Annotated in this window: 20 protein-coding genes, 2 tRNA genes and 1 pseudogene; 12 read left to right on the plus strand and 11 right to left on the minus strand. The window is 41.9% G+C overall.

Going from position 1 to position 20,632, the window contains the following annotated elements; translation table 11 throughout:
• The 4 genes from T494_RS0110930 to T494_RS14305 form a co-directional block, all read right to left on the minus strand.
• A partial coding sequence (locus T494_RS0110930; RefSeq protein WP_028506336.1) for a transposase occupies positions 1 to 246 on the minus strand: 246 nt, incomplete at its 3' end.
• Between the two features lie 95 nt (positions 247 to 341).
• Positions 342 to 506 (minus strand): hypothetical protein, encoded by a 165-nt coding sequence (locus T494_RS13935; protein ID WP_155984102.1) that lies wholly within the window; start codon positions 504 to 506, stop codon positions 342 to 344.
• A gap of 143 nt (positions 507 to 649) precedes the next feature.
• Entirely contained in the window at positions 650 to 1,675 is a 1,026-nt protein-coding gene (locus T494_RS0110940; protein WP_028506337.1) for a cellulase family glycosylhydrolase, read from the minus strand.
• Positions 1,676 to 1,814: 139 nt separating this feature from the next.
• Positions 1,815 to 1,937 carry a hypothetical protein gene (locus T494_RS14305; RefSeq protein WP_278244670.1) on the minus strand — a complete coding sequence of 41 codons (123 nt, stop codon included), beginning with the start codon at positions 1,935 to 1,937 and terminating at the stop codon, positions 1,815 to 1,817.
• Between the two features lie 216 nt (positions 1,938 to 2,153).
• Here T494_RS14305 and T494_RS0110950 point away from each other — a divergent pair.
• Together T494_RS0110950 and T494_RS0110955 are read left to right on the plus strand one after the other, a co-directional pair.
• Positions 2,154 to 2,230 (plus strand) — tRNA-Met (locus T494_RS0110950).
• 16 nt (positions 2,231 to 2,246) lie between these two features.
• Positions 2,247 to 2,318 (plus strand) — tRNA-Glu (locus T494_RS0110955).
• A 156-nt stretch (positions 2,319 to 2,474) separates the two neighbouring features.
• Here the strand turns inward: T494_RS0110955 and T494_RS0110960 are convergent.
• From T494_RS0110960 to T494_RS0110985, 5 genes are all read right to left on the minus strand, one after another.
• Positions 2,475 to 3,686, minus strand: a complete 1,212-nt coding sequence (locus T494_RS0110960; RefSeq protein ID WP_028506338.1) for a site-specific integrase — start codon at positions 3,684 to 3,686, stop codon at positions 2,475 to 2,477.
• Positions 3,687 to 3,804: 118 nt separating this feature from the next.
• On the minus strand, positions 3,805 to 3,987 hold the full coding sequence (locus T494_RS0110965) for a helix-turn-helix domain-containing protein (protein WP_037344750.1): 183 nt from the start codon (positions 3,985 to 3,987) through the stop codon (positions 3,805 to 3,807).
• Between the two features lie 317 nt (positions 3,988 to 4,304).
• Positions 4,305 to 4,463 (minus strand): hypothetical protein, encoded by a 159-nt coding sequence (locus T494_RS14230; RefSeq protein ID WP_242836439.1) that lies wholly within the window; start codon positions 4,461 to 4,463, stop codon positions 4,305 to 4,307.
• Between the two features lie 418 nt (positions 4,464 to 4,881).
• On the minus strand, positions 4,882 to 6,753 hold the full coding sequence (locus T494_RS0110975; RefSeq protein ID WP_028506341.1) for a DUF927 domain-containing protein: 1,872 nt from the start codon (positions 6,751 to 6,753) through the stop codon (positions 4,882 to 4,884).
• A gap of 933 nt (positions 6,754 to 7,686) precedes the next feature.
• Entirely contained in the window at positions 7,687 to 8,547 is an 861-nt protein-coding gene (locus T494_RS0110985) for a membrane lipoprotein lipid attachment site-containing protein (RefSeq protein ID WP_028506342.1), read from the minus strand.
• A gap of 355 nt (positions 8,548 to 8,902) precedes the next feature.
• Here T494_RS0110985 and dcm (T494_RS0110990) point away from each other — a divergent pair, with 355 nt between their 5' ends.
• From dcm (T494_RS0110990) to T494_RS0111035, 10 genes are all read left to right on the plus strand, one after another.
• Positions 8,903 to 10,225, plus strand: a complete 1,323-nt coding sequence (dcm, locus tag T494_RS0110990; protein WP_347490899.1) for a DNA (cytosine-5-)-methyltransferase — start codon at positions 8,903 to 8,905, stop codon at positions 10,223 to 10,225.
• 70 nt (positions 10,226 to 10,295) lie between these two features.
• Positions 10,296 to 11,837, plus strand: a complete 1,542-nt coding sequence (locus T494_RS0110995) for a MutH/Sau3AI family endonuclease (RefSeq protein WP_028506344.1) — start codon at positions 10,296 to 10,298, stop codon at positions 11,835 to 11,837.
• Positions 11,834 to 12,271, plus strand: a complete 438-nt coding sequence (locus T494_RS0111000; RefSeq protein WP_028506345.1) for a very short patch repair endonuclease — start codon at positions 11,834 to 11,836, stop codon at positions 12,269 to 12,271. The genes T494_RS0110995 and T494_RS0111000 overlap by 4 nt, the downstream gene beginning before the upstream one ends.
• Positions 12,264 to 14,051, plus strand: a complete 1,788-nt coding sequence (locus T494_RS0111005) for an AIPR family protein (RefSeq protein WP_028506346.1) — start codon at positions 12,264 to 12,266, stop codon at positions 14,049 to 14,051. Before T494_RS0111000 ends, T494_RS0111005 begins: the two co-directional genes overlap by 8 nt.
• 12 nt (positions 14,052 to 14,063) lie before the next feature.
• Positions 14,064 to 15,284 (plus strand): DNA (cytosine-5-)-methyltransferase, encoded by a 1,221-nt coding sequence (dcm, locus tag T494_RS0111010; protein WP_028506347.1) that lies wholly within the window; start codon positions 14,064 to 14,066, stop codon positions 15,282 to 15,284.
• Positions 15,285 to 15,314: 30 nt separating this feature from the next.
• Positions 15,315 to 16,772 carry a hypothetical protein gene (locus T494_RS0111015; protein ID WP_028506348.1) on the plus strand — a complete coding sequence of 486 codons (1,458 nt, stop codon included), beginning with the start codon at positions 15,315 to 15,317 and terminating at the stop codon, positions 16,770 to 16,772.
• Positions 16,773 to 17,073: 301 nt separating this feature from the next.
• Positions 17,074 to 17,400 carry a hypothetical protein gene (locus T494_RS0111020; RefSeq protein ID WP_028506349.1) on the plus strand — a complete coding sequence of 109 codons (327 nt, stop codon included), beginning with the start codon at positions 17,074 to 17,076 and terminating at the stop codon, positions 17,398 to 17,400.
• A 47-nt stretch (positions 17,401 to 17,447) separates the two neighbouring features.
• A complete protein-coding gene (locus tag T494_RS0111025) occupies positions 17,448 to 18,080 on the plus strand; it encodes an Imm26 family immunity protein (protein WP_155984104.1) in 633 nt (210 codons plus the stop codon).
• Positions 18,081 to 18,118: 38 nt separating this feature from the next.
• Positions 18,119 to 18,565 (plus strand): hypothetical protein, encoded by a 447-nt coding sequence (locus tag T494_RS0111030; protein WP_028506351.1) that lies wholly within the window; start codon positions 18,119 to 18,121, stop codon positions 18,563 to 18,565.
• A 131-nt stretch (positions 18,566 to 18,696) separates the two neighbouring features.
• Positions 18,697 to 19,401 (plus strand): hypothetical protein, encoded by a 705-nt coding sequence (locus T494_RS0111035; protein ID WP_028506352.1) that lies wholly within the window; start codon positions 18,697 to 18,699, stop codon positions 19,399 to 19,401.
• Positions 19,402 to 19,482: 81 nt separating this feature from the next.
• On the opposite strand, the gene T494_RS14235 is transcribed toward T494_RS0111035, so the two are convergent.
• Together T494_RS14235 and T494_RS14310 are read right to left on the minus strand one after the other, a co-directional pair.
• Positions 19,483 to 20,034: a Fic family protein gene (locus T494_RS14235; protein WP_242836440.1), complete on the minus strand. Its 552-nt coding sequence runs from the start codon at positions 20,032 to 20,034 to the stop codon at positions 19,483 to 19,485.
• A 6-nt stretch (positions 20,035 to 20,040) separates the two neighbouring features.
• A pseudogene (locus T494_RS14310) lies at positions 20,041 to 20,409 on the minus strand (BRO family protein); the annotation flags it as partial.
• Between the last annotated feature and the right edge of the window lie 223 nt (positions 20,410 to 20,632).

Consider the following 20,632-nt stretch of genomic DNA (forward strand, 5'->3'; position numbering starts at 1 on the left):
ATCTTCTTGGACTTCCTTTTTTAGCTTTGTAGGACGGCCTGTCGACTTGCGTCCTCGGCGTTCAACATAAAAACCTTCTTTGCCTTCTTCAAGATAGATGCGCTCCCAGTCTGAGACTCTATTATGATTACTCACATCGAATTCCCGTGCTGCTTCCCTGTGGCTCAACTTTTCTTTGTGCATCGTTTCAACAACCTTGATTTTGAATTCCGGTGTGTATCTCTTATTTGGTATTCCTTTAGGCATAAAAATGCCCCCTTCCGTTAGATTTCTAATTGGTATATTTTTATTATACCACATTGTCTAACAAAAGGGGAGCATTTCATTTACGGGTGGTTTTTTCATATTACAGCAAATTTCAGCAGGAAGGTTATCCAGCCCGCTATGGAAAGTACCGCCAGGATGCGCTCGCCGCCCGGGGCAAGGTGCATATAGCCGGATGTGCCTGCGGATGACTTGCAGCTTTGCGGAATATTCGCTGTCTGTGTGAAATTGTGTTCGTTCATATACTTGTCCTCCCCTTTGTCGTTTTTTGTATTATAGCATACAAATATTGATTTGTGGGGAAATATTTTGGACAGTTAAAAATAGCAGGGCAAATTTTTGGACAAAAAAACCGCCCCTGTCTGCGGAGCGGTCATGGTGTGTATCAAAGATATTTTATAAGCTCATCTATAACGCCGGAAATGTGCTCGTCGCTTAGACCGTAGTCCATTTCCTTGTAGCTCCAGGCTGCTCTGCCGAAGCCGTATTTTTCAAATGCTGCGTGGATATCCTTGTACCAGTTCAGTGTGTCCTGTGGCTGTGCAAGGTTGATAACGCCGTATTCGCCGCAGTAAACCGGCACATTCCTTTCCTCTGCCACACGCTTTGCCTCTGCAAAACGTTCCTCAAAGTACTTTTCGCTGAGCTTTTCGACGGTGATGTGAGAAAAGTCGCACATTTCGTTCAGACCTATTCTGTCGTACTGTGCTTTGTATTCTGTCACCGTTTCCGGATATGCAATACGGAAGTCCGAAGGCATCTTGTCTACCCAGTATGCACCCTGGTGGGTGAAGATAAGCGGGTCATAGCAATGGAAGGTGTATACGATGTTTTTATCCGCAGGAGCGGCAAGATCCTTCATGGCATCAAGGGAATTGTTCCAGTAGCTGCCGATTATTATCTTTATATCCTTGCTGTAAGCTCTTATTATTTTTACAGCTTCACCGGATATGCGGTTCCACTCGTCTATGTACTCCTTGTCGGTCACCTCATTGAGAAGCTCGAAGGCGAGCATATGAGAATACCTGACATAGCGCTTTGAAAACTCCTCCCACAGGTCGTAGAATGACTGCTGGAGAGCTGTATCGCTGAAGAAGTTGCTTTCGTTTTCGCCCTTATCGAAAGAGAAGCCTCTGGTCTTGTGCAGGTCAAGGATCATGTTAAGCCCGTACTTTTCGCACCAGTCGATAGCTCTTTGTACATAGCCGAAACCTGACTCAATAAAGCTTGAGTCATCTGCCTGGAAGATGTTATAATCCACCGGGACTCTCACATGGTCAAGTCCCCAGCTTTTGATTTTCTTTATATCGTCCTCACAGATAAAGTTTTCAAGTCTGTCCTTTGAATAATCGCACTGTGACAGCCAGCCACCAAGGTCTATTCCGTGGTCAAATCCTTCAAGTTTTCTCATAGCTTTTCCCTCCTGTATCGTTGTTGTCTATATTTTATCACAGTCAGACTTTTTTTATATCAAAATTTTGCGCTTTATATCACTTTTATAACCATTTCAAAAAAAGACCGCACATACGGTGCGGTCAGATGGGTCGTCTTCATGTTACCGAATAATACTTGTTAAGCTTGGTCTTGAATATTTCCGTTACGATATTCGCAGCAAAAGCTGCCGCAAATACAGAAAGGAAAACGATAAAACATATTTTGAGTGCTCTTGCCATAACCTTCACCGTGCCTGACGCAGCAAGCACTTACTCCTTTCTCTAAAGATACGAATTTCGTTGTATATAGTATACAACATCTTGCGGCATTTTTCAAGGGGCTTTGCGTATTTTGATAGGATTTTTTTATTTTATATGCAATTATCTGTTTTTTTCAAAAAAAGCTTGACAAACAAAACGTATTAGTGTATAATAATATAGCTGCTACGGGAATATGGCGGTATAGCTCAGATGGCTAGAGCACTTGGTTCATACCCAGGGTGTCACTGGTTCAAATCCAGTTACCGCTACCACTTCCCGTAGCATTTTGGCCCGTTGGTCAAGTGGTTAAGACTCCGCCCTTTCACGGCGGCATCATGGGTTCGAATCCCGTACGGGTCATAGTTAACGAAGCTCTGAAACTGCGCAGATGCGTGATTTCAGGGCTTTTATTTTTTGTCGGATACCCTCCAACCACTTATCAACCACTTGTTTTTGTACGAAACAATTTCACAAATTATGTAGGGAGTTCAGAGCTTTTGCCCTGAACTCTTGTTTTTATGCCGATGCAGTCTGCACGATAGCGGGCTGCTCTTTGGGCTTTCGGGTGAACTCAAGTGCGGTGCTTATCGCCTCGCAGTTTCTGGCTCTTGCCTCCTGGAACATATGCGAGTACATATTCAGCGTTGTGCTTATCTCGCTGTGTCCCATATCCGAGGATACCGCAACCACATCGACTCCCTGGAATATCAGCAGACTTGCGTGCAGGTGACGCAGTGAGTGAATGTTTTTGAAAGGGACTCCTATGCGTTCGCAGTAGCCTTGCAGCCACTCAAACGGTGTCTGCGGATTCATCGGTGCGCCGTTCCACTTGGTGAACAGGCGGTCGTGGTCCTCCCACTTTGAACCGATGCGCTCAATTTCTGCGTCCTGCTCCTGCTTGAACTGTCCGAGCAGTTCCATTATATATTTCGGCATTTTTGAAACACGCTTTGACTTTCTCGTCTTGGTCGTGTCGGTGTAGATGCCAAGCTCGGCTGTGTACTGTGATGTGCGGCGTATGTGTATGAGGTCATTTTCAAAGTCGATGTCTTTCCACTCCAACCCCAGCAGCTCGCTGCGCCGGTAGCCGCCGTACACCGCAAGGGTGAAGAACAGCTGATACTTGAGCGGCTCGCCTGTGATGTTCTCAAACAGTTTCTGCACCTCGTCGAGAGTGAATATCTCTTTCTCGGTGTGTTCTATCGGCGGAAGGAAAACTCGTCTGCATGGGTTGTCGCACAGCATTCCCATTCGTATTGCGTACTGGAACACATCACTTATCAGGTTGAGGTGGTGCACTGCCGTTTTCTTTGACAGCGGTTTGCCTGTGCGCATATTCTTTCCGTTGGTGACAAGGTCGGTGATGAACTTCTGGATATCCCTTGCGGTTATCTTGTCCATTCGTTTGTGACCGAGGGCAGGGTAGACTCTCACGGTCGCACCCCGAAGTCTTTGGATAGATGTCGGGCGGAGATTGAGCTTTGCATACTCATCGAACCACTGCTCGCACAGTGTCTGGAATTTCACCGCCGCTGTTATCTGACCTCTCTTGCAGTCCTCCTCAAACAGAACTGCCTGTCTGTTTACCTCCTTTTCTATCTGCTTTTTTGTCATGCCGGGCTCGGGGTAGTAGCTGCGGTACTGGTTGACCTGCCTGCCGTTTACATCGTAGCCGCACGACACCTTGATCTCGAAAGATCCGTTTTTTCTTTTTCGTATTGTTGCCATATCAAACCTCCGTTTTCGATACGGCACACTTCCGCAAGACGATGATACCACATCGCATCTCAAATGTCTATACGAAGGTGTGCCGCTGTTCATATTTTCTACTTTCCTTATAAATTCTCTATCTCGTTTCACAGCAAATGTACTTAAGGAATACCTCTTTGTTGATGAGATATTTCTTGCCTGCCTTGATGTGAGGCAGCTGATCGTTCACGCACATCTGACGTACTCTGTATTCGGTCAGACCGTTGACCAGCTCGGCAGCCTGCTTGATCGTGAGCAGAGTGATCTTGGTTTCAGCCATTCGTTTTGCACCTCCTTGTTTTGAAATTTGTTTTTGATCCTGACTTGCCGTTGTTCATTTTTATCAGTCCTATCTATTTTTAATTTAGTTTTGCAGGGTATCATGTTTCGTGATACCCTTTTTCATAGTGAAGCTACGGTGAACGAAATGGACACCCCTTGTGCTGAGTCGGTGATTTGCCGACCCACGATGACGCCCTGTTTCAGGGAGTCATCTTTTTTGCCGTTAAGAATTACAACACATATTTTTAGTCCACTCTGAAACTGCCCGTGACTCCTGCACAACCCCTCGCACCACCGCCGAAAAAGGCTGATTATTCAATTTTTGACGTCGATAGTTTTTGCTTTTTCACTTTTTGACTCCAATTCTTCTTTCGCAGATTTTCTCGCAAACACGCCGAGCTTTGCTCGACGAAGTGAGGCGTGCGGCGGCAAATGACGCCGTGCTTTTTCCTGCAAAGCTATAAAAGCCTTCAAATCGAGCAAATTTTGGCTGTACTCAAAACTGCCGGGTTATCAGTTCAGACATATTCTTTTTCTGCCAATGAGACAGGGGGGTCCGGGGTCCACCCCGAGCCGGCAATGCGGGAGGCAAGTTCGAGCCAGCTTGCTGGGTTGTGGACTGCCGCCTGCGATGCTGGCTGGTCACAAAGTTGAGCGGTTTTTGGACTGCCGTTTGCACCCCTCAATTTGACTGTTTCTTTCTTCGCTATCATTCGCAGAAGAGAGAAATATGCTGTGTGGCTTGACCTGCCGACTTAAACTTGGAACAGTTTTGCATAGCACCTCTGTGCCACAAAGCGTTCAGTCAGGGGCTTTTCTCTTTTCTGCTATTTTTGAGTTACTATACAGATAGTAAACTTCGACAGTAGTATTTCTTTGCTTTGCCATTCGCTCACATCTGCGCCACGTTGCCCTGTGCGGCGTTTTCGGGTTGCGGCTCGGGTAGTTTGTCCACCGAGGGAGAGAGTGGGCACAAATCGCGCGACAGCCGCTGGGCTATCTTTTCCTTGTCAAGCATAGTCACATTGATAACTCCGCCACTGTCACGGATAGAGATCGTGTTGCGGCTTGTCCTGGATACAAGGATACCGTCCTTTCTCATCTGTTTGAGCAGCTCTTTCTTGCTGATAGAGAAGTGCTCACCCTGATTGCTGCACAGCTGTCTGACCTCAGAGTGCGCACTGTCCATGAACAGATAGTAGTACCTGTCGTCCTGAAGTCCGATGCAGTTCTTCTGCCGTGGGGAACAGTCAGAGCCTCTGGTCTCAACATAGCACCTGCCGCTGTCCAGCAGACTCGTGAGCTTGTCACAGAACTTTGTCACTGGATCTTCCTCAAGGATAAGCTCGGCGCTGCTCTGAACATTCTCAATGAGTATCTCATCAAGGTTGTCAAGATACCTCTTCTGATCATCGCTGCCGATGAACTCCGTATCGATCAGGAACTCAAGCAGCATCACAAGCCCTAACTTCAAGTGCGAAAGCATATCGGGAACTCTGCTGTGGAACTTTATCTTTCTGTCGGTGAGCTTTGTTATGAAGCCTGTCCTGTATTTCAGAAACATCTCTGATAGCTTTTTCACAAAGCGGTCAGCGTCGTTCAGATATTTCTCCTTGAGCCAGTCAATGTATGTCATCATGATTCCCGACAGAAGATCCTGCTCTGCATACCCCTGGTATCTGCTCAGCTCGTCAAGGTCCACCTCGTCATCGTCAAGCTCAATGGTAAAATATCTTGCACAGCCTGATTCGGAGATCTCCGGCGAGAACTCCGCCGTGATAAGAGCGTTGCCTGTGGGCGGCTTTGATGCCTGCAGCTCAGCTTTGGAGTTCAGACGGGCACGCCCAATGCGGTCACCATAGTAGCGTGAGATGTTCTGTGCGATGTCTTTCATCTCTTTCTCCTGAAAGTAACCTGACGGGTGAAAGTCATCAATGCAGGTCAGTACATCTTTAAGGTAGTAGATGTTTGAGAGTATGCTGTTGGCTGTGTCGTGAAAACTCATGGGCAGGTCGCTTGCCGTAAACCTTCCAAAGAAGGAAAGGAACAAGGCTGCAAGTGTCGATTTCTTTGAGCCTGTCTTTCCGATAAGTGCGGTAACAAACTTGGGTTCACAGCCTGCCTCTTTTAGAAAATGACACAGCGGAGAGAGAAAAGTAACAGCCAGCATCGGCAGCATAACTCTGTCGGGAGCTATACTTTTTTCAAGCATAGCAGAAACAAGAACAGGCTCATCGGGCGAACATTTTGAAACAAAACGGTACCTGTTGAGCTTGCCTTGCAGCTCTACTGTATACTTGCTGTTCTCATTGGGCATCAGGAACACATACTCTCCGTCTATCAGCTTCCAGCCTGTCTGTGCGTACACAGTTTCCTTTTTGTATTCAGCCTTGGTCTGCATGATAGCATAGCTTATCCTTGCCAGAGTGTTCTGTTTCGGCGGAGCAGCACCCTGCTGTCCCCACCTTTGCAGCAGCCATTTCATTGACATCATCTCGTCTGCGGACACAAGCTGCTCGGAGAGAACATCACCGCTTTTGTGAACAGCGGATATGAGGAACTTCTTTTTTTCTTCTGTTCCGTCATCGTATGTGATCTCGGCTTTCAGCACGGGTACAAAGTCGGCAAGCTTGACATACTCGGTCTTGTTCTTGACCGTCACCTCCTCGTAAAGGCAGCCGTCTTTTACAATGTAAGGCTGCTCATAGACACTTCGGTCTATGCCGGTTTCAATTGATTCTTGTGTGATCTGATTTTCATTCATTCTATCATCCTCCATTTCTTTTTACGCATTACACGCATTACATCTGCCGCAAAGCAAGCAGCTAAAGGCTCTGCGGACTTTTTTCTTGGCATTACTCTCGCATTACATCAGCATACACTCGCATTACAGGTATTACACGCCTAACGCACGCATTACAGCTTTCAGCCCGAAGATACGCCGTTTCCGTGGACTGTAAGGCGTGTAAGACGAAGTTGAGAGTATGGGCGCAATTTTTCACAGCAGCCGATAACCTGCATAGCTATCTCGTGCACTCCCATTGCCTGCGACGGTTTTATCACGCTCGGACTGTGGCTGAGTGCAGGTATCCGCTCCCGACTTTCATCGCTAATCTGAATCTGCGCTGTTCAGAACAACTTCACTGTTGGCTGGCACGGCTCACCACCCCGCCATCGAAAGCAACGTAACTGCTGCGGCACTATTCAATTTTCAAGATGCTGTTGCTGATCTGTTCTGACCTGTGCTAATTTGTGGTGGGAAACACTAAAGGCTCCTTACTTACTCGCATTATGTTTTGCGGTAAGCAAAGAGCCTTTTGGGTTTGAAATATTCAGTTCGTTTTTTTCGTTTTCGATTTTGAATTCTGATATCTATCACCTCTTTCTGATGCCTATTATACGCCATTCATTATTTGATGTCAAGAATTCTGGTACTCTGTAAATGCAAGTTTGTAGAGCTGCACAAGCGTCAAGTTCTGAGCGTTTACGAACAGAAGCAATTGCAGAGCAAACAGCGCAGGTAAAGGATTTGAGTATGTTTTTGTCCAACGGGGATTTTTAATAAAATGATACAATACGAAAAAACATTTCAATACAGCACAAATTACGACAGGTTTTTCAACGGGTGCATTTTTGTGCAGGGTGACGAAAAAACGAGCACCCTTTCGGATGCTCAGAAAAATGCAAATGTCAGCTTTCAGAGATAGTAGTCCTCGTTCAGGAACCAGATATATGTACCGTCGAAACCGACATTGAAATTAATGTCGCTGGCGTATTCAAGGTCGCCGTACATGGTCGATAGTTCGTATCTGCTGTATAGACCGAAGTCGATGAGACGCAGGCTGTCGCTGCGGGTCCACGCAACGATGTCGTAGATCTCCTGCTCGCTTTTGGCATAGTTGATAAGCGCCAGCGAGTCGGTGTCAACAGAGGCGTCGAGATGGGCGTGCTGCGTCCAGTCGGTTAGCTCTCTCTGAACAGTCATCTTTATCGGCTTGAGGTACGCTATGTCGAAATGGTCGTTGCCCACATGGCAGTGAATCTTCGTTTTGCCGTTGAACTTTTTGAGACCGTAGTTCAGTATGTCATTGCGTATCAGTTCCTGCTCGGCTTGAGTGATGTTTTTGCGTTCACTGATGTGCCGCCAGGCAAGCATAAGATCTGACCAGACGACCTTTTTCGAGGCGGTTGAAGCCGAGGTCTGAACAGCTTTTGATGTTGCCGTTGTCGGATGTGTGACAGCAGTAGTTTGCACAGCTTTGCTTGTTGTCGTGCTGCTTGCCTTTGTTGTAGTGGTAGTCGTTGCTGTTGGCTTTGTCGTGGTAGTTGATGACTGCGTTGTGGTCTGGTTTGTGGTTGTTAATTCAACTCTCGCAGAGTATGAATAGCTTGTTGTTGCCTGTGTCGTGCTTGTGGTATGAAATGTCGTCGTAGTGGTTGACTGCGTTGTTGTGGTAGTTGTTTCGGCTGATGCAACCTGTGGTTTTTCTTTTTCTGCCATGCTGCTGCAAGCGGTAAGCAGCAGTGCTGCAACTGCGATCACGAATGCTTTTCGCATAGTATCACCTCCAACACGGAGCATACCACAACCGCCCGGCAATATCCAGACATTTCGGAAAGTTCTACACAAGTGACTGTTTGAACAGCAGTCGTTTGTGGAAATGGCGGAAAAGAGAAATTGAGCGTGCAAGACCATAATAGTCTTCCACCGGGAATCAGATATGTCTTTGATGGTATTATGAAATACTACACTATCATGGTGCTCAGATCCACATAGGAGAACAAATACATCAGTTGGAGCAAGAACAGCATACAGTCGTGTTTAGCTTGTCTAGGAAGGTTAGAGAGGCTTGGGTAAGAAAAAACAATTTTTTGTTCAAAATTAGCAAAAAATAGTTGCAATTATACTCGTTTTGTGGTATGATATAACAAGGATCATCGAACTGGCGTCTGTCAGTGTTAATAATTATGATCCTAATATGAGCGAGCTGACCTTTAAGGTCATAGGAGGGCTTGAAATGAAAAAGACGATATGTGAGTTGTTTGCCGGAGTCGGTGGTTTCCGACTCGGGTTTGATCGGCTTGCGTCCGGCTGGTCAACGACATGGTTCTCTCAGTGGGAACCCAGAGCAAGGACGCAGTGGGCACATCAGTGTTATGTTGAGCATTTTGGCGACAGCAAAGACATCAACGGAGAGTATCATACTTGTGATGATATCAGCATAGTTGATAAGAAAACTATACCTGATCATACCTTGCTCGTGGGCGGTTTCCCTTGTCAAGACTACAGTGTAGCTCACACCTTGGCATCTGCTAAAGGTATCGAGGGAAAGAAGGGCGTGCTTTGGTGGCAGATAAGAGATATCATCGAGACCAAGAGACCTCCGTTCTGCCTGCTTGAGAACGTTGACAGATTGCTCAAATCTCCTGCAAAGCAGAGAGGAAGAGATTTCGGTGTTATCCTTGCGTGCTTGGCACAGCTCGGATATAGTGTAGAGTGGCGAGTTGTCAATGCTGCACAGTACGGCGCAGCACAGCGCAGAAGAAGAACATTCATCTTCGCTTATGACAATAAGACCAAGTATGGCAAGAAGATGTCCAAGGTCAAGGCAGAAGACATCATAGGCTCGAAAGGCTTTATGGTTTCTGCTTTCCCGATAACTGATGTAGAAAAGACTTCTATAACTACGATAGGTACTGACATTTTTGAAGTCAGCGAGCATTTCAGCTTTGCTTTTGAGAATGCAGGATATATGACGAATGGTGAGATAACCACAGCAAAAGTCATCGAGGCTGAAGAGGATCCTATCCTGCTGAAAGATGTTCTTCAGGATTGCACAGATGATAAGTATTACATAACATCTGACAAAATGGAGAAGTGGGTATATCTCAAAGGCTCAAAGAAGATAGAGCGAACAGCTGCCACGGGACATCAGTACACTTTTTCCGAAGGACCTGTTGCTTTCCCTGACAGATATGATAGACCTGGACGCACGATGCTCACCAGTGAATCAACTCTCAATCGTTCAACACATGTAGTAGCGGACCCAGCAACGGGTGCTCTTCGATTACTGACACCTGTTGAAGCTGAACGTTTGCAGGGATTTGATGATAACTGGACCAATACGGGTATGCCTGATAGGATGAGGTATTTCTGTATGGGCAATGCTCTTGTCGTGCCTATGATTACGAGGATGGGCAGAGTATTAGACACGGTAGTCGCTGCAGAAAAATGATATAACAGCTTATTATGGACCTTATGCTATGTGCGTGAGGTCCGTTTTGTTATAATAAGGAGTGAATAATATGGCTGAACACAAATTCGATAAAACAGATTTGATCCAACGATTTAATGCAATACTTGAAAAGACATTAGAAGAGATAGACAACATAGGTATGTTTGAACACGTTTTACATGAGGATTTCAAACTTCAAAAGGGCATCGCAGGTGCAGTCATCGAACAATGTGTCCTGAAGTATCCTCCTGATACAAAACAAGAAGCAGATTTAATTGTTGTTGATAATGGTAAAAATGTAGATACTGAGCTTAAAGTCACAGGAATGCGTATAAGCAACGACGGCGGGAAAGCTCATTTTATCGCAAAAGAGCCCATGTCAATAACTGCAGTTGGAATTTATGAGTTGGATCAGCAGACGTTTTGTACATCTCATTTTTGGAACAAGCTTGAACATATGCTGATTGTTTATTATCTTTATGATTCTGATGAAGCAGTAAAGCCTTATGATTACAAGAATTTCCCTGTAAAGGGCTATGAATTCCATGAGTTTGAAGAAAGTGATAAACAAACGCTCGCAAACGATTGGAGAAAAGTACACAGCCTCATCTGTGATATTATAAGGAATAATTCCGGAACGAGAGATAAGGAATGGAAAGAACGAATAAAGCAAGAATATATCGAAAAACACGGACAACTCAGAAATGTTTTAAGTTACATAAATCTTGCTCCAAAGTTTCCACCTCGCTTCAGATTGAAGAAACCGACTGTTAACACGATAATAGCCAAACACTTTGGTTATGAATTGGAACAACTTCCTGGAAGATATACCTCCATATCAGATATAGAGATAAAAATCATGGAACTTACAAAACAGTATCGTGGAAAAACTATCGGAGAATTGGCAGATTTATTTGGAGTACCTAAAAGAACAAAGGACGGCAAAGAAAACAAAGGTATCGCTGAGCAGATCATCATCAAGATGTTTGGTGGTAATTCCAGTAAAATGAACCAAATAGAGTTGTTCCAGCGTTTTGGACTTATCGGTAAGTCGATAACAGTCACTTCTTCAGGTGGAAGAACCGAGGATATGAAATTGTTCCATGTTCATTTTGATGATATTCAACAAACTACTATCACAGATGATGATGGTACAACAAGGCTTTTTTCTTTTGAAGATTCAGAAATGTACTCGTATTTTACTGATAATGAACTGTTATGTATCGTCTTTGAAGAGCCATCACATGATGCGCCTTTAGCCGCAAATATCTTCAAAGGATTCAAGCGCCTTGTATTTTCTGAAGCATTTATTGACAAGTATGTACGAAATGTGTGGGAAGATACAAGAGATAAAGTGTTGAATAGAACTCTTGTAGATGTAATACAAACTAAAAAAGATGGATCTGTAAAAACTATCTCAAATGGAGAAGTAAGTTCAGCACCAAACTTTATGAAAAGTTCTCAAAATTCTGTCTTTTTCCGTGGTAGCGGCGAAGATTCCTCACTCAAAAATAAGACTGAATGTGTAAATGGAATAAAGATGCTCCCTCAATATATATGGATCAAGGGAACAGCTATCATTGATGAACTCGACATAAGTGATATATTATGAAACACCCTAAAAGTTATGATTCCACGCCAGAGATAAGAAAACGCATGAGCAAGGTGCGTCTCAAAAACGGTAAAGCTGAGACTATCCTTGCAAAGCGTTTGTGGCATGAAGGATATAGGTACAGGCGAAATTATAAAAAGCTCCCCGGTTCTCCCGATATCGCATTGACAAAATACCGTGTGGCTGTTTTTGTGGACGGTGAATTTTGGCACGGCGAGAACTGGGAGGAACGTAAAGCCAAACTCAAGCATAATCGTGAGTATTGGATAGAAAAGATAGAAGAAAATATGGCAAGGGACAAGCGTGTTGATGCACAACTTCAAGAAATGGACTGGATTACTATACATTTCTGGGAGAAGCAGGTATTAAAGAACACTGATGAATGTGTTGATATTATAATAAACCAAATTAAAAGGAGTTGTAATTATGCGTGATTTTAAAGAACAGTTATTAGAAGATTTTCAGGATTACAGAGAAAGATTCCCCAATATTCAAAATATTGAAAAAGATGAGTGGGCGTTCAATTTTTGGATATTAGATAATTTATTCAGCATAGATGAGGACATAATTGAAGACAATATTGTTGATTACAACGATAAAGGTATCGATTGCTTTGTTTGGCATGAAGAAGAACAAGATCTTTATCTTATCCAAAACAAATTCTATTCAGATGAAACAAAACTGACAGTAGACTATATAAACAATGATTTCCTGACTAGAGCTATTGGTGCTTTAGAAAAAGGTACATATACACGCAGCAAAACCTTGCAGGATATTTTTACTAAGTATTCAGGAAATGAAGATTTTTCGGTGCATTTTTATTTATATGTCACCAGTAACACTTCTAAAACGCAGACTATTATCGACACCATAGCGAAATTTAATGAAAAATATGCTTCCAAGAGATATGATGCCAAACTCTTTTCATTAGATGACATTAAAGAATCATACTATCAGGAACCTATCGTTAGCAAAAAAAAGTTCAAATATACAATCAAAACTATCAACAAAGGTACTATCCTCAATGTGGATAATGATGCGTATAAAATGACATTAGCATTAGATGCCAAATACGTTCTAACTCCTGTAACTGTAATTTATAAAATGTATGATGAAGCCAAAAAAGCAGGATATCCGTTGTTTGATGCTAATATACGCGACTATTTGGGCTCTAATGGCGCTGTGAACAAAAAAATAATGACAACGTTGAAAGACCCTAATGACAGAAACAACTTTTTCTTTTACAACAATGGTATCACAATGATTGTAAATGAAATGACGAAGGATGAACATTCCCCTCATGATAATATGCGCGTGTTTGATGTTATTGATCCACAAATCGTAAATGGCTGTCAAACAGTAAGTACCATATATGAAACTTTGAACAGTTTGCCAGAAGGTACTTTAGAGAGAGATTTCTCTGATTCTTTTGTTATGGTTAAAATTCTAAAGATACCTGCTAGTAATAATAACTTAACTGTATTATATCATAATATAGTTACCTACAACAATTCTCAGAATTCCATTAATGAGAAGAATTTCACGGCAATTAAGGATGTTTTTAAGCATATACAAACTGATTTTGAATGGAAAGGATTGCTGTTATGCATAAAGCAGAGTGACAAGAATTCCTTTTCTCAAAAATATAAAACCGTTACCCCGTTACTTGACAAATGCTGTGGAATATTGGAGAGATTCGGCTTGTCAGATTATAAAAAGCCCAAAGATTTTTTTGTGGATCTTGAAAAATTCCTTCAGGTTATCTTAGCTTTTGATTCAGATGCATATAACGCAATACAAAACAAATCTAAGCTACTTAAGGATAAAAGTTCGCAAAATACACAAGTTATAGATTTCATTAAGAACAAAGCAACAACAAACGATATGTTCCAACTCTATCTATTATATTTGAGGGCTGAAATGGAGAAAAAGAATAGTACAGATGAGATCAAGCCTAATCCTTTCTATGTTATCAATTCTTTTGCAAGATATGAATGTGATGGGAAAGCCGAAATGATTTCATCCAAGCTCGATACTCAGGAATCCATATCAAACATCATCAAGAAATATATTTTATTGTTTAAATGGTATTGTAAGAATTGGCGTGAAAATAATCCCAACAAAGGATATAATGATATGATAAAAACCCCTGTTGACTACCAACTTTTAGACAAGTCAAAAGAAGATGTCGAAAGACTTATGTCTATGCTATGATAAGGTGGATTTATGCGGGATATCCGAGTTGTAGAGCTATTCGCAGGTGTGGGCGGTTTTCGGCTGGGGCTTGAAGCTGCATCGGACAGATATAAAGTGATATGGGCGAACCAATGGGAGCCGTACAAGGCTGATCAGTGGGCGTTTGATTGCTATGTCTCGCACTTCGGGGAAAGCCCAAACCACGTCTGCAAGGATATAGCCGTTGCAAAGAAAGATATCCCCAATCATGACCTGCTTGTTGGTGGGTTCCCATGCCAGGACTATTCAATAATGAAGAAAAACTCCGCAGGCATCGAGGGCAAGAAAGGCGTCCTCTGGTGGCAGATAGACGATATCCTGCGTGATAAGCGCCCGAGCTACGTCATACTCGAAAATGTGGACAGGCTGATACGCTCGCCTGCAAAGCAATGTGGGCGTGATTTTTCCATCATTCTCAGGTGCCTCTATCAGAAAGGGTATGCTGTCGAGTGGCGTGTTATAAACGCAGCAGATTATGGACAAGCACAGCGGAGGCGCAGAACATTCATTATAGCGTATCATAACCGTACAAAGCTCTTTCAGGAGTTTGCAGAAAGAGTTTGTCTCAATGGGATAAAAGCGATGCACAAGCAAGTCATGGATGATGGCATAATGCCAAAGGCGTTCCCGATAGCTGCACATAAGCGAAACTTTGTTGACCATTGGATCGATGAGATACGATTTGAGGACATGGAGTCGCTGTCTATGATACAAAAGGTGTATTTGTATAACGCCGGTGTGATGATGAACGGCAGAGTTTATTCGGTGGAGGTCACACCAAGATATGAGCCATTTATCCCACTTGGAAATATACTTGAACAGGGAGCAGTTGATGAACGTTATTTTCTCAGGGAAGAGGATATGCCGAAATGGATATACGCCAAAGGTGCAAAACACGAACAACGTCGCAGACGTGACGGCAGTGTGTATTGGTTCAATGAAGGTGCAGTCGGTTTCCCCGATGCTCTTGATAAGCCTTCACGCACGATGCTGACATCTGAAACACAAATCGGCAGGACATCGCATGTTGTCACCGACTTGCAGACAGGCAGGCTCAGAGTGCTGACACCGATAGAGTGCGAAAGGCTCAACGGGTTTCCCGACAACTGGACGAATACAGGTATGCCTGAGAAGATGCGGTATTTTTGTATGGGGAATGCGTTGGTGGTGGATATTGTAAAAAGAATCAGCATAATATTATATAATGTTTAGCAATTCAAACTGATAATAGGAGCATTTATTGTGTTAAAGGAATTATTGACGTTCATAAAAAAACTTGTATTTGAGGATCCATATCATACAGTAAGCGAAAAAGACTTCATCAAAGAATACATAGATGATACTGATATATGTGATTTTGTAATAGATGAAGAGTTCAAGATAAAACGTGAGAAATTTATTTCTACATATCCGTATATGCCTAATCCGTATTATCGTGATTTCTATAGTAACATATACAATTCATTTAAGTTTACTTATGATTTAGATAATGTTTTAGATGAAATATTATGTGAAGGCTTGACCTTAAATCGTGCAGAAGCGCTTATGAACTTATGTAGTTTTTTAAGTACAGTTAGTACTAATGCGATGATATACATTGACGGTGATTTTTCTATTGCAAAAAAATACTCTTTAGCTAATGATTTATACCTAATGGCTAAGGCTATGTATGATTCAATGATGATTATCCACACAACTTCAGAGGAAGATTATTCTCGTGATGATGTATTATATATTTCAGAATTTGACGAGTTAGAAAACTGTCTCTCATGTAAATATATTAGAAATGGAATAGCTGTTTTAAAACTGTTTCATGTATTAGCGATACTTCAAATATCACCATTACACAATGATGGCGTGCATAAAATCGCCAAAAAGCTCATTCAATTATTGCGTGAGGTATTATATGATAAAAGAATCATCAAAATGATTGTGGATACGGATTTTAATGGATTCAACAAGAAATTTCATAAGTCAACAAAAATAAAAATATTTTTTGCGATGAGTAATTCAGATAGATATTGTATCCGTTTGGATCTTCCTCATCAAGGAGAAGAAACTATCCATTTGAATATAAATGAACCAGCACATAAGCAATCTACAGGATTTCCTTTTAATGGTGATGAGATTCAAAAAGCACGCAGCATTTGTGAAGATGCGTCTATTTTCAATGAATTGTTTTATTTCAAAGATGATATGTTTTGGTTTAGGAGTAGCTTCATTACAACAGTAACAAAAATAGGAAAAAAAGATGTTGAAAAAGGAAGGAAACTAAAAGAATTTCAACATGATAGAGGACACTTGTGCATATCCTTGCCAGATGATGAAAACATTAGATCTGTTTCTGATTTTTCAGCTGCTTTTGCCGAAGTTATGACGGAGTATGAAAAAGAATATATATATGGAGATACAGATAACAATGATGATATTCTATATCAATATATGCTTTTCCAAGATTATATTTTTGATACAGTAATCAAGATCAAAGCTAATGATATATATCAGAAACTATTAGGAGACTATTTATCTCATTTGGATGCAGATTCTATAGACCAAACAAAGCTAAAAAATCTTTTTGTTAAGTACATAAAAGAAAAATTCCCATTTGATTTAAAGATGAATGAATATGCGGATAGTGATATATCATTATGCGAACTGTTATTAAAATGCTTAAACTGTATAGATTCGTTTGGAGTATAAAACCAATAGCTGCACCCGAAGGCACAGCCGTCTAATCTCAAATATAAACCATACACTCAAACGCCGATTCTCTTGCCATATTGATAAATAAGTTCCTAAACTAATCGAACTAAGCATAATAACGCAGCCCCGAACGCTGATCAATTGTCCGGGGCTGTTGTTTATATTCTGCGGAAATGTGCTTGGATTAACCACTTGTTCAAAATACTGCGGCTATATCATTGACGGTTTCAGCAAAATATGATATGCTTATGATGAAATCGATTCGGATTAAGTGCTATCAGGAGTTGATGATGCTATAATGATCAATGGTGTAGAATTTGGCGAAGGTGTAATTTGTAAGTTCGATGATTTCGATTTGAAAACTGATATTCCGTTAATTGAACAGGTTGATTTATTGAAGGAAGATCTATTACAGGTCACTTATGATAACAATTATCTTATTGATGTTGGATGGTATCCGGAATTTGATCCGCAAGGAATGTTTGATGTTTCAGTAATAAAAGATAATGATTGGAGTGATCCTGTAATAAAAAAGAAATGCAAGGATCTGAATTTGTTGTTCAAGTATCTGAAAGAAGCAATAGGTTTTGTATCTGCTAAACGCATTAGCGAAGCTGATAAATAGAGTTTTCATTTCAAAAAACAGCAACCCAGAACACTGACCGTTTGTCCGTGGCTGCTGTTGATGAAGACATTTACACGAGGAGATTTTTACGTGCGATGAATAATGAAGGAAACATATTGGCGCAAGCGTGGAAAAAGCGCTATGAAGCCTTAGCGCCTGATATCCAAAAAAGACTGGACGATCTGAGCAGACACTTTGATCGTGGTGAAAGTGATCATTATAAATTGCAATACATCAAAAAGTCATATGTTCTGCCCGAAACAGGTGATGTTTTTGTTTGTAAGCCTGTCAATGATCTGTATTACTGCGGAGTGGTCTTGAATGCTCATATAAAAAATATGATCGGCGACGATATGTACGTTGTTCTTATTTTCAACAGCCATTCGGACAGTATTGACAAAGTTGATTTTACGCCGGACTATGAGAATACTCTGCTTGAACCGCAAATGATCTCAAGAGCATTGTGGACAAAAGGATGGTTTAAAAACATAATGCATATTGAGGATCTGGGCGATGTTCCAAGTTACGGCTTTTACAAATACTGTTATGATCATCCGTATTGGGACGAATATGATAACAAGATAGATAAGCGCCCGGAATACCTCACGATCGGGGCAACAACAGTATATGGTTTAGGCTATGAGATTACCAAAGAACTTATCATAAGCGGGCAAGTGTAATGTAAGTGCTGGAGTATACGGTAAATGGGAAAGATCATATGTGGTCAATATGTAATGAGATACTATCTGTTTCAAAAGAAATGAAAATAGAAGTTCAAATGCTTTCACCGGAAATAACAGCTGATTATTTTGCAAAGATCGAAAAGAAGTACTTATCAGAGAATTATCATTCTTTTCTATGGGACGGATTATCCGATCATTCAGTCGTAACTGATAGCTCGGGGTGGCGATATCTGGATCGGTTTATTGGCGATAAGCAGTGCATTTTGTTATTTTATGATCTGGAAAAATGGAAAGCTGCAGTGATAAACTCAGGGCATGAACTTGTAACTTTGATTGGTGAAATGTATGGCTTTGAATTTTATGTTTTTGACTCAAGTATCAGTTATCTGATATGTTTTAATCACCACGATCAATTGATAGGTGTTGGTTCTGCTAAAGAATGGGTGAATAGTTTACAACAAGGAAGTGCTCCCCATGCCTGAGATCACCCCTCAAAAAACGCTTTGCATTTTGAAAAGATCAGACAAACCAAATAGTGATGTATGAACAACAAAACGCAGCCCCGGACGTTGACCATAGACTGATCGTGTTTTATTTTTGATTGGAGAACATTATGATTATTGAGCTGGGCAGAGATCTGCATAAAAAAGTTCAGTTGTTCAAAAAATGGGCAAAGAAAACTTATCCTAATATAACTGAAGATAATGATAACGGTGAATGGTGTTTCTGCAAAGAGTTTGATGATATGTTTTCCTCTGCTATGGAGCTGATCCAAAAGGCTTCTGCGTCATCGGCTGACGATCAGATGATCGATGATCTGCTGTATGCAATTGCAAGAGATAACGAATGTGAGATCCTTGTACAAGAAACGGGAAAACTCAACGATTGGTTTTCATTGTTATGCAGAAAATCCCTGCAATCGCCGTATACAAACGCCAAATGGCAATTTGCAAAAGAATTGAAAAATCATAGAAACAACGATGAGCTTAAAGAACTGATATTTGATTTTCTCTCGACCGGAGATGAATACACCGAGAGAATGGCTTTGGAATCTTTAGCGGTTATTGAACCTGCGCAGGCGGAAAAATATGCTGTTTTGTTCTGGAACCGTGAAAAGTACGCTGAAGGATCCTATGAGGATGAATATCAGAAGATCATGGCTCTGCATGTTCTTTATAGAGTGAAATCCGCCTGTCTTGATAAGTATCTCAGACTCGCTGAAGGATCGAATTATCACTATCTGAAGATGAATGCGGCTGAGATCCGTGAAAAGATGCAAGTAAGTGGCGTGGTAAGAACATTCTCGGCTTTGCGCTGATGGAAGTGCGTGAGGTGCTGAAACGATAAGGTTGCAATTATAAAACACATAGGCTCCCTCGTGATTGAGAGAGCCTATGCTTTATTCTTCAGTTTCGTAATAATAAGAGTAGTCAATGCCTTTCATTATGATCTCACGGTCATTGATGTCATTGGTCAGAGCAGACTGCAAAAGGTCGTGTATTTTCCCCGCATCATTGACGCTTTCTCTCATAGCAGAAAGATAATCGGACTTGTCGATCCTGCTCCAGTCAACACACTTTTTCAGCTTGCTTTTTAACATCAAATCAAGCCAGATACGTGTGCTGCGCCCGTTGCCTTCTCTGAACGGGTGTGCAACATTCATCTCAACATACTTGCTGACGATGTCCTCAAAGCTCTCGCTGGGCATCTTCTCGATGCTTTCAAGCGTTTCGGGGAGAAACTGTGCATTGGCAAAAGCAAAGCCGCCCTTTGAAATGTTGACCGTGCGTATCTGCCCTGCAAAGTCGTAAAGTCCGCCGAAGATGTACCCGTGTATCTGCTGCAAGCCCTTGACCGTGCCGATCTCAACATTGTCGATAAACCCACTTTCAAACAGCTCGTAGGCTTTCAGCTTGCTCTTTTCGTCAAGCGAAGTCTCCATGCTCTTCATCCACTTGGCGAACACATCGGCGTTCTTGCTCGGGATGAGAGCTATGACGGTGTTCAGTCCTGACTCATCGACCACATCTGTGTTGTAAAACTTGCCGTCTCTTGCTTTCAATTTCAGTTGTTTGCAAATTGCAATCAACTCAGGAGTTCTTCTTTTTACAGTCGCCCAGTACACACGAGGATTGGTCGTTTTCGTTATCGCCTCAGCAATATCCATAGCGCAGAACCACCACTTTGAGCTTTCGTCGTCCCAGACAGCTCTGACGGGTATATCCTCAAAAAATCTGATAGATGTTTTTTGCATGGGATCCCTCCGATTACGAAATAATGTGCTGCTAATATTATACTTCATTTTGGCCGTAAAATCAAGTGTCATCCGATTGCATTATCTTGACAACAGCAAGGATATATTGCATACCTATTCTAAGCCAAAACGCAGCCCTGGACGTTGACCGATTGTCCGGGGCTGTTGTTTATATTCTGCGGAAATGTAGGTCTTTGACAGACCGACCCGATACCGATAAAAGTGCTTTATGGAATTGCAGCTTGAAAAAATATCAAATTCCAGATACTTTTTACTTCTATATCGAAAAAACTCT

Source organism: Ruminococcus sp. FC2018, from assembly GCF_000621805.1.
Lineage (GTDB): Bacteria > Bacillota > Clostridia > Oscillospirales > Ruminococcaceae > Hominimerdicola.

Bases quoted from the DNA above. Each gene is read 5' to 3' on its own strand.
- T494_RS13935 (WP_155984102.1), bottom strand. From the start codon at position 506: ATGAACGAACACAATTTCACACAGACAGCGAATATTCCGCAAAGCTGC.
- T494_RS0110940 (WP_028506337.1), bottom strand. From the start codon at position 1,675: ATGAGAAAACTTGAAGGATTTGACCACGGAATAGACCTTGGTGGCTGG.
- T494_RS14305 (WP_278244670.1), bottom strand. From the start codon at position 1,937: ATGGCAAGAGCACTCAAAATATGTTTTATCGTTTTCCTTTCTGTATTT.
- T494_RS0110960 (WP_028506338.1), bottom strand. From the start codon at position 3,686: ATGGCAACAATACGAAAAAGAAAAAACGGATCTTTCGAGATCAAGGTG.
- T494_RS0110965 (WP_037344750.1), bottom strand. From the start codon at position 3,987: ATGGCTGAAACCAAGATCACTCTGCTCACGATCAAGCAGGCTGCCGAG.
- T494_RS0110975 (WP_028506341.1), bottom strand. From the start codon at position 6,753: ATGAATGAAAATCAGATCACACAAGAATCAATTGAAACCGGCATAGAC.
- T494_RS0110985 (WP_028506342.1), bottom strand. From the start codon at position 8,547: ATGCGAAAAGCATTCGTGATCGCAGTTGCAGCACTGCTGCTTACCGCT.
- T494_RS0110995 (WP_028506344.1), top strand. From the start codon at position 10,296: ATGGCTGAACACAAATTCGATAAAACAGATTTGATCCAACGATTTAAT.
- T494_RS0111000 (WP_028506345.1), top strand. From the start codon at position 11,834: ATGAAACACCCTAAAAGTTATGATTCCACGCCAGAGATAAGAAAACGC.
- T494_RS0111005 (WP_028506346.1), top strand. From the start codon at position 12,264: ATGCGTGATTTTAAAGAACAGTTATTAGAAGATTTTCAGGATTACAGA.
- dcm (WP_028506347.1), top strand. From the start codon at position 14,064: ATGCGGGATATCCGAGTTGTAGAGCTATTCGCAGGTGTGGGCGGTTTT.
- T494_RS0111020 (WP_028506349.1), top strand. From the start codon at position 17,074: ATGATCAATGGTGTAGAATTTGGCGAAGGTGTAATTTGTAAGTTCGAT.
- T494_RS0111030 (WP_028506351.1), top strand. From the start codon at position 18,119: ATGTGGTCAATATGTAATGAGATACTATCTGTTTCAAAAGAAATGAAA.
- T494_RS0111035 (WP_028506352.1), top strand. From the start codon at position 18,697: ATGATTATTGAGCTGGGCAGAGATCTGCATAAAAAAGTTCAGTTGTTC.
- T494_RS14235 (WP_242836440.1), bottom strand. From the start codon at position 20,034: ATGAAGAGCATGGAGACTTCGCTTGACGAAAAGAGCAAGCTGAAAGCC.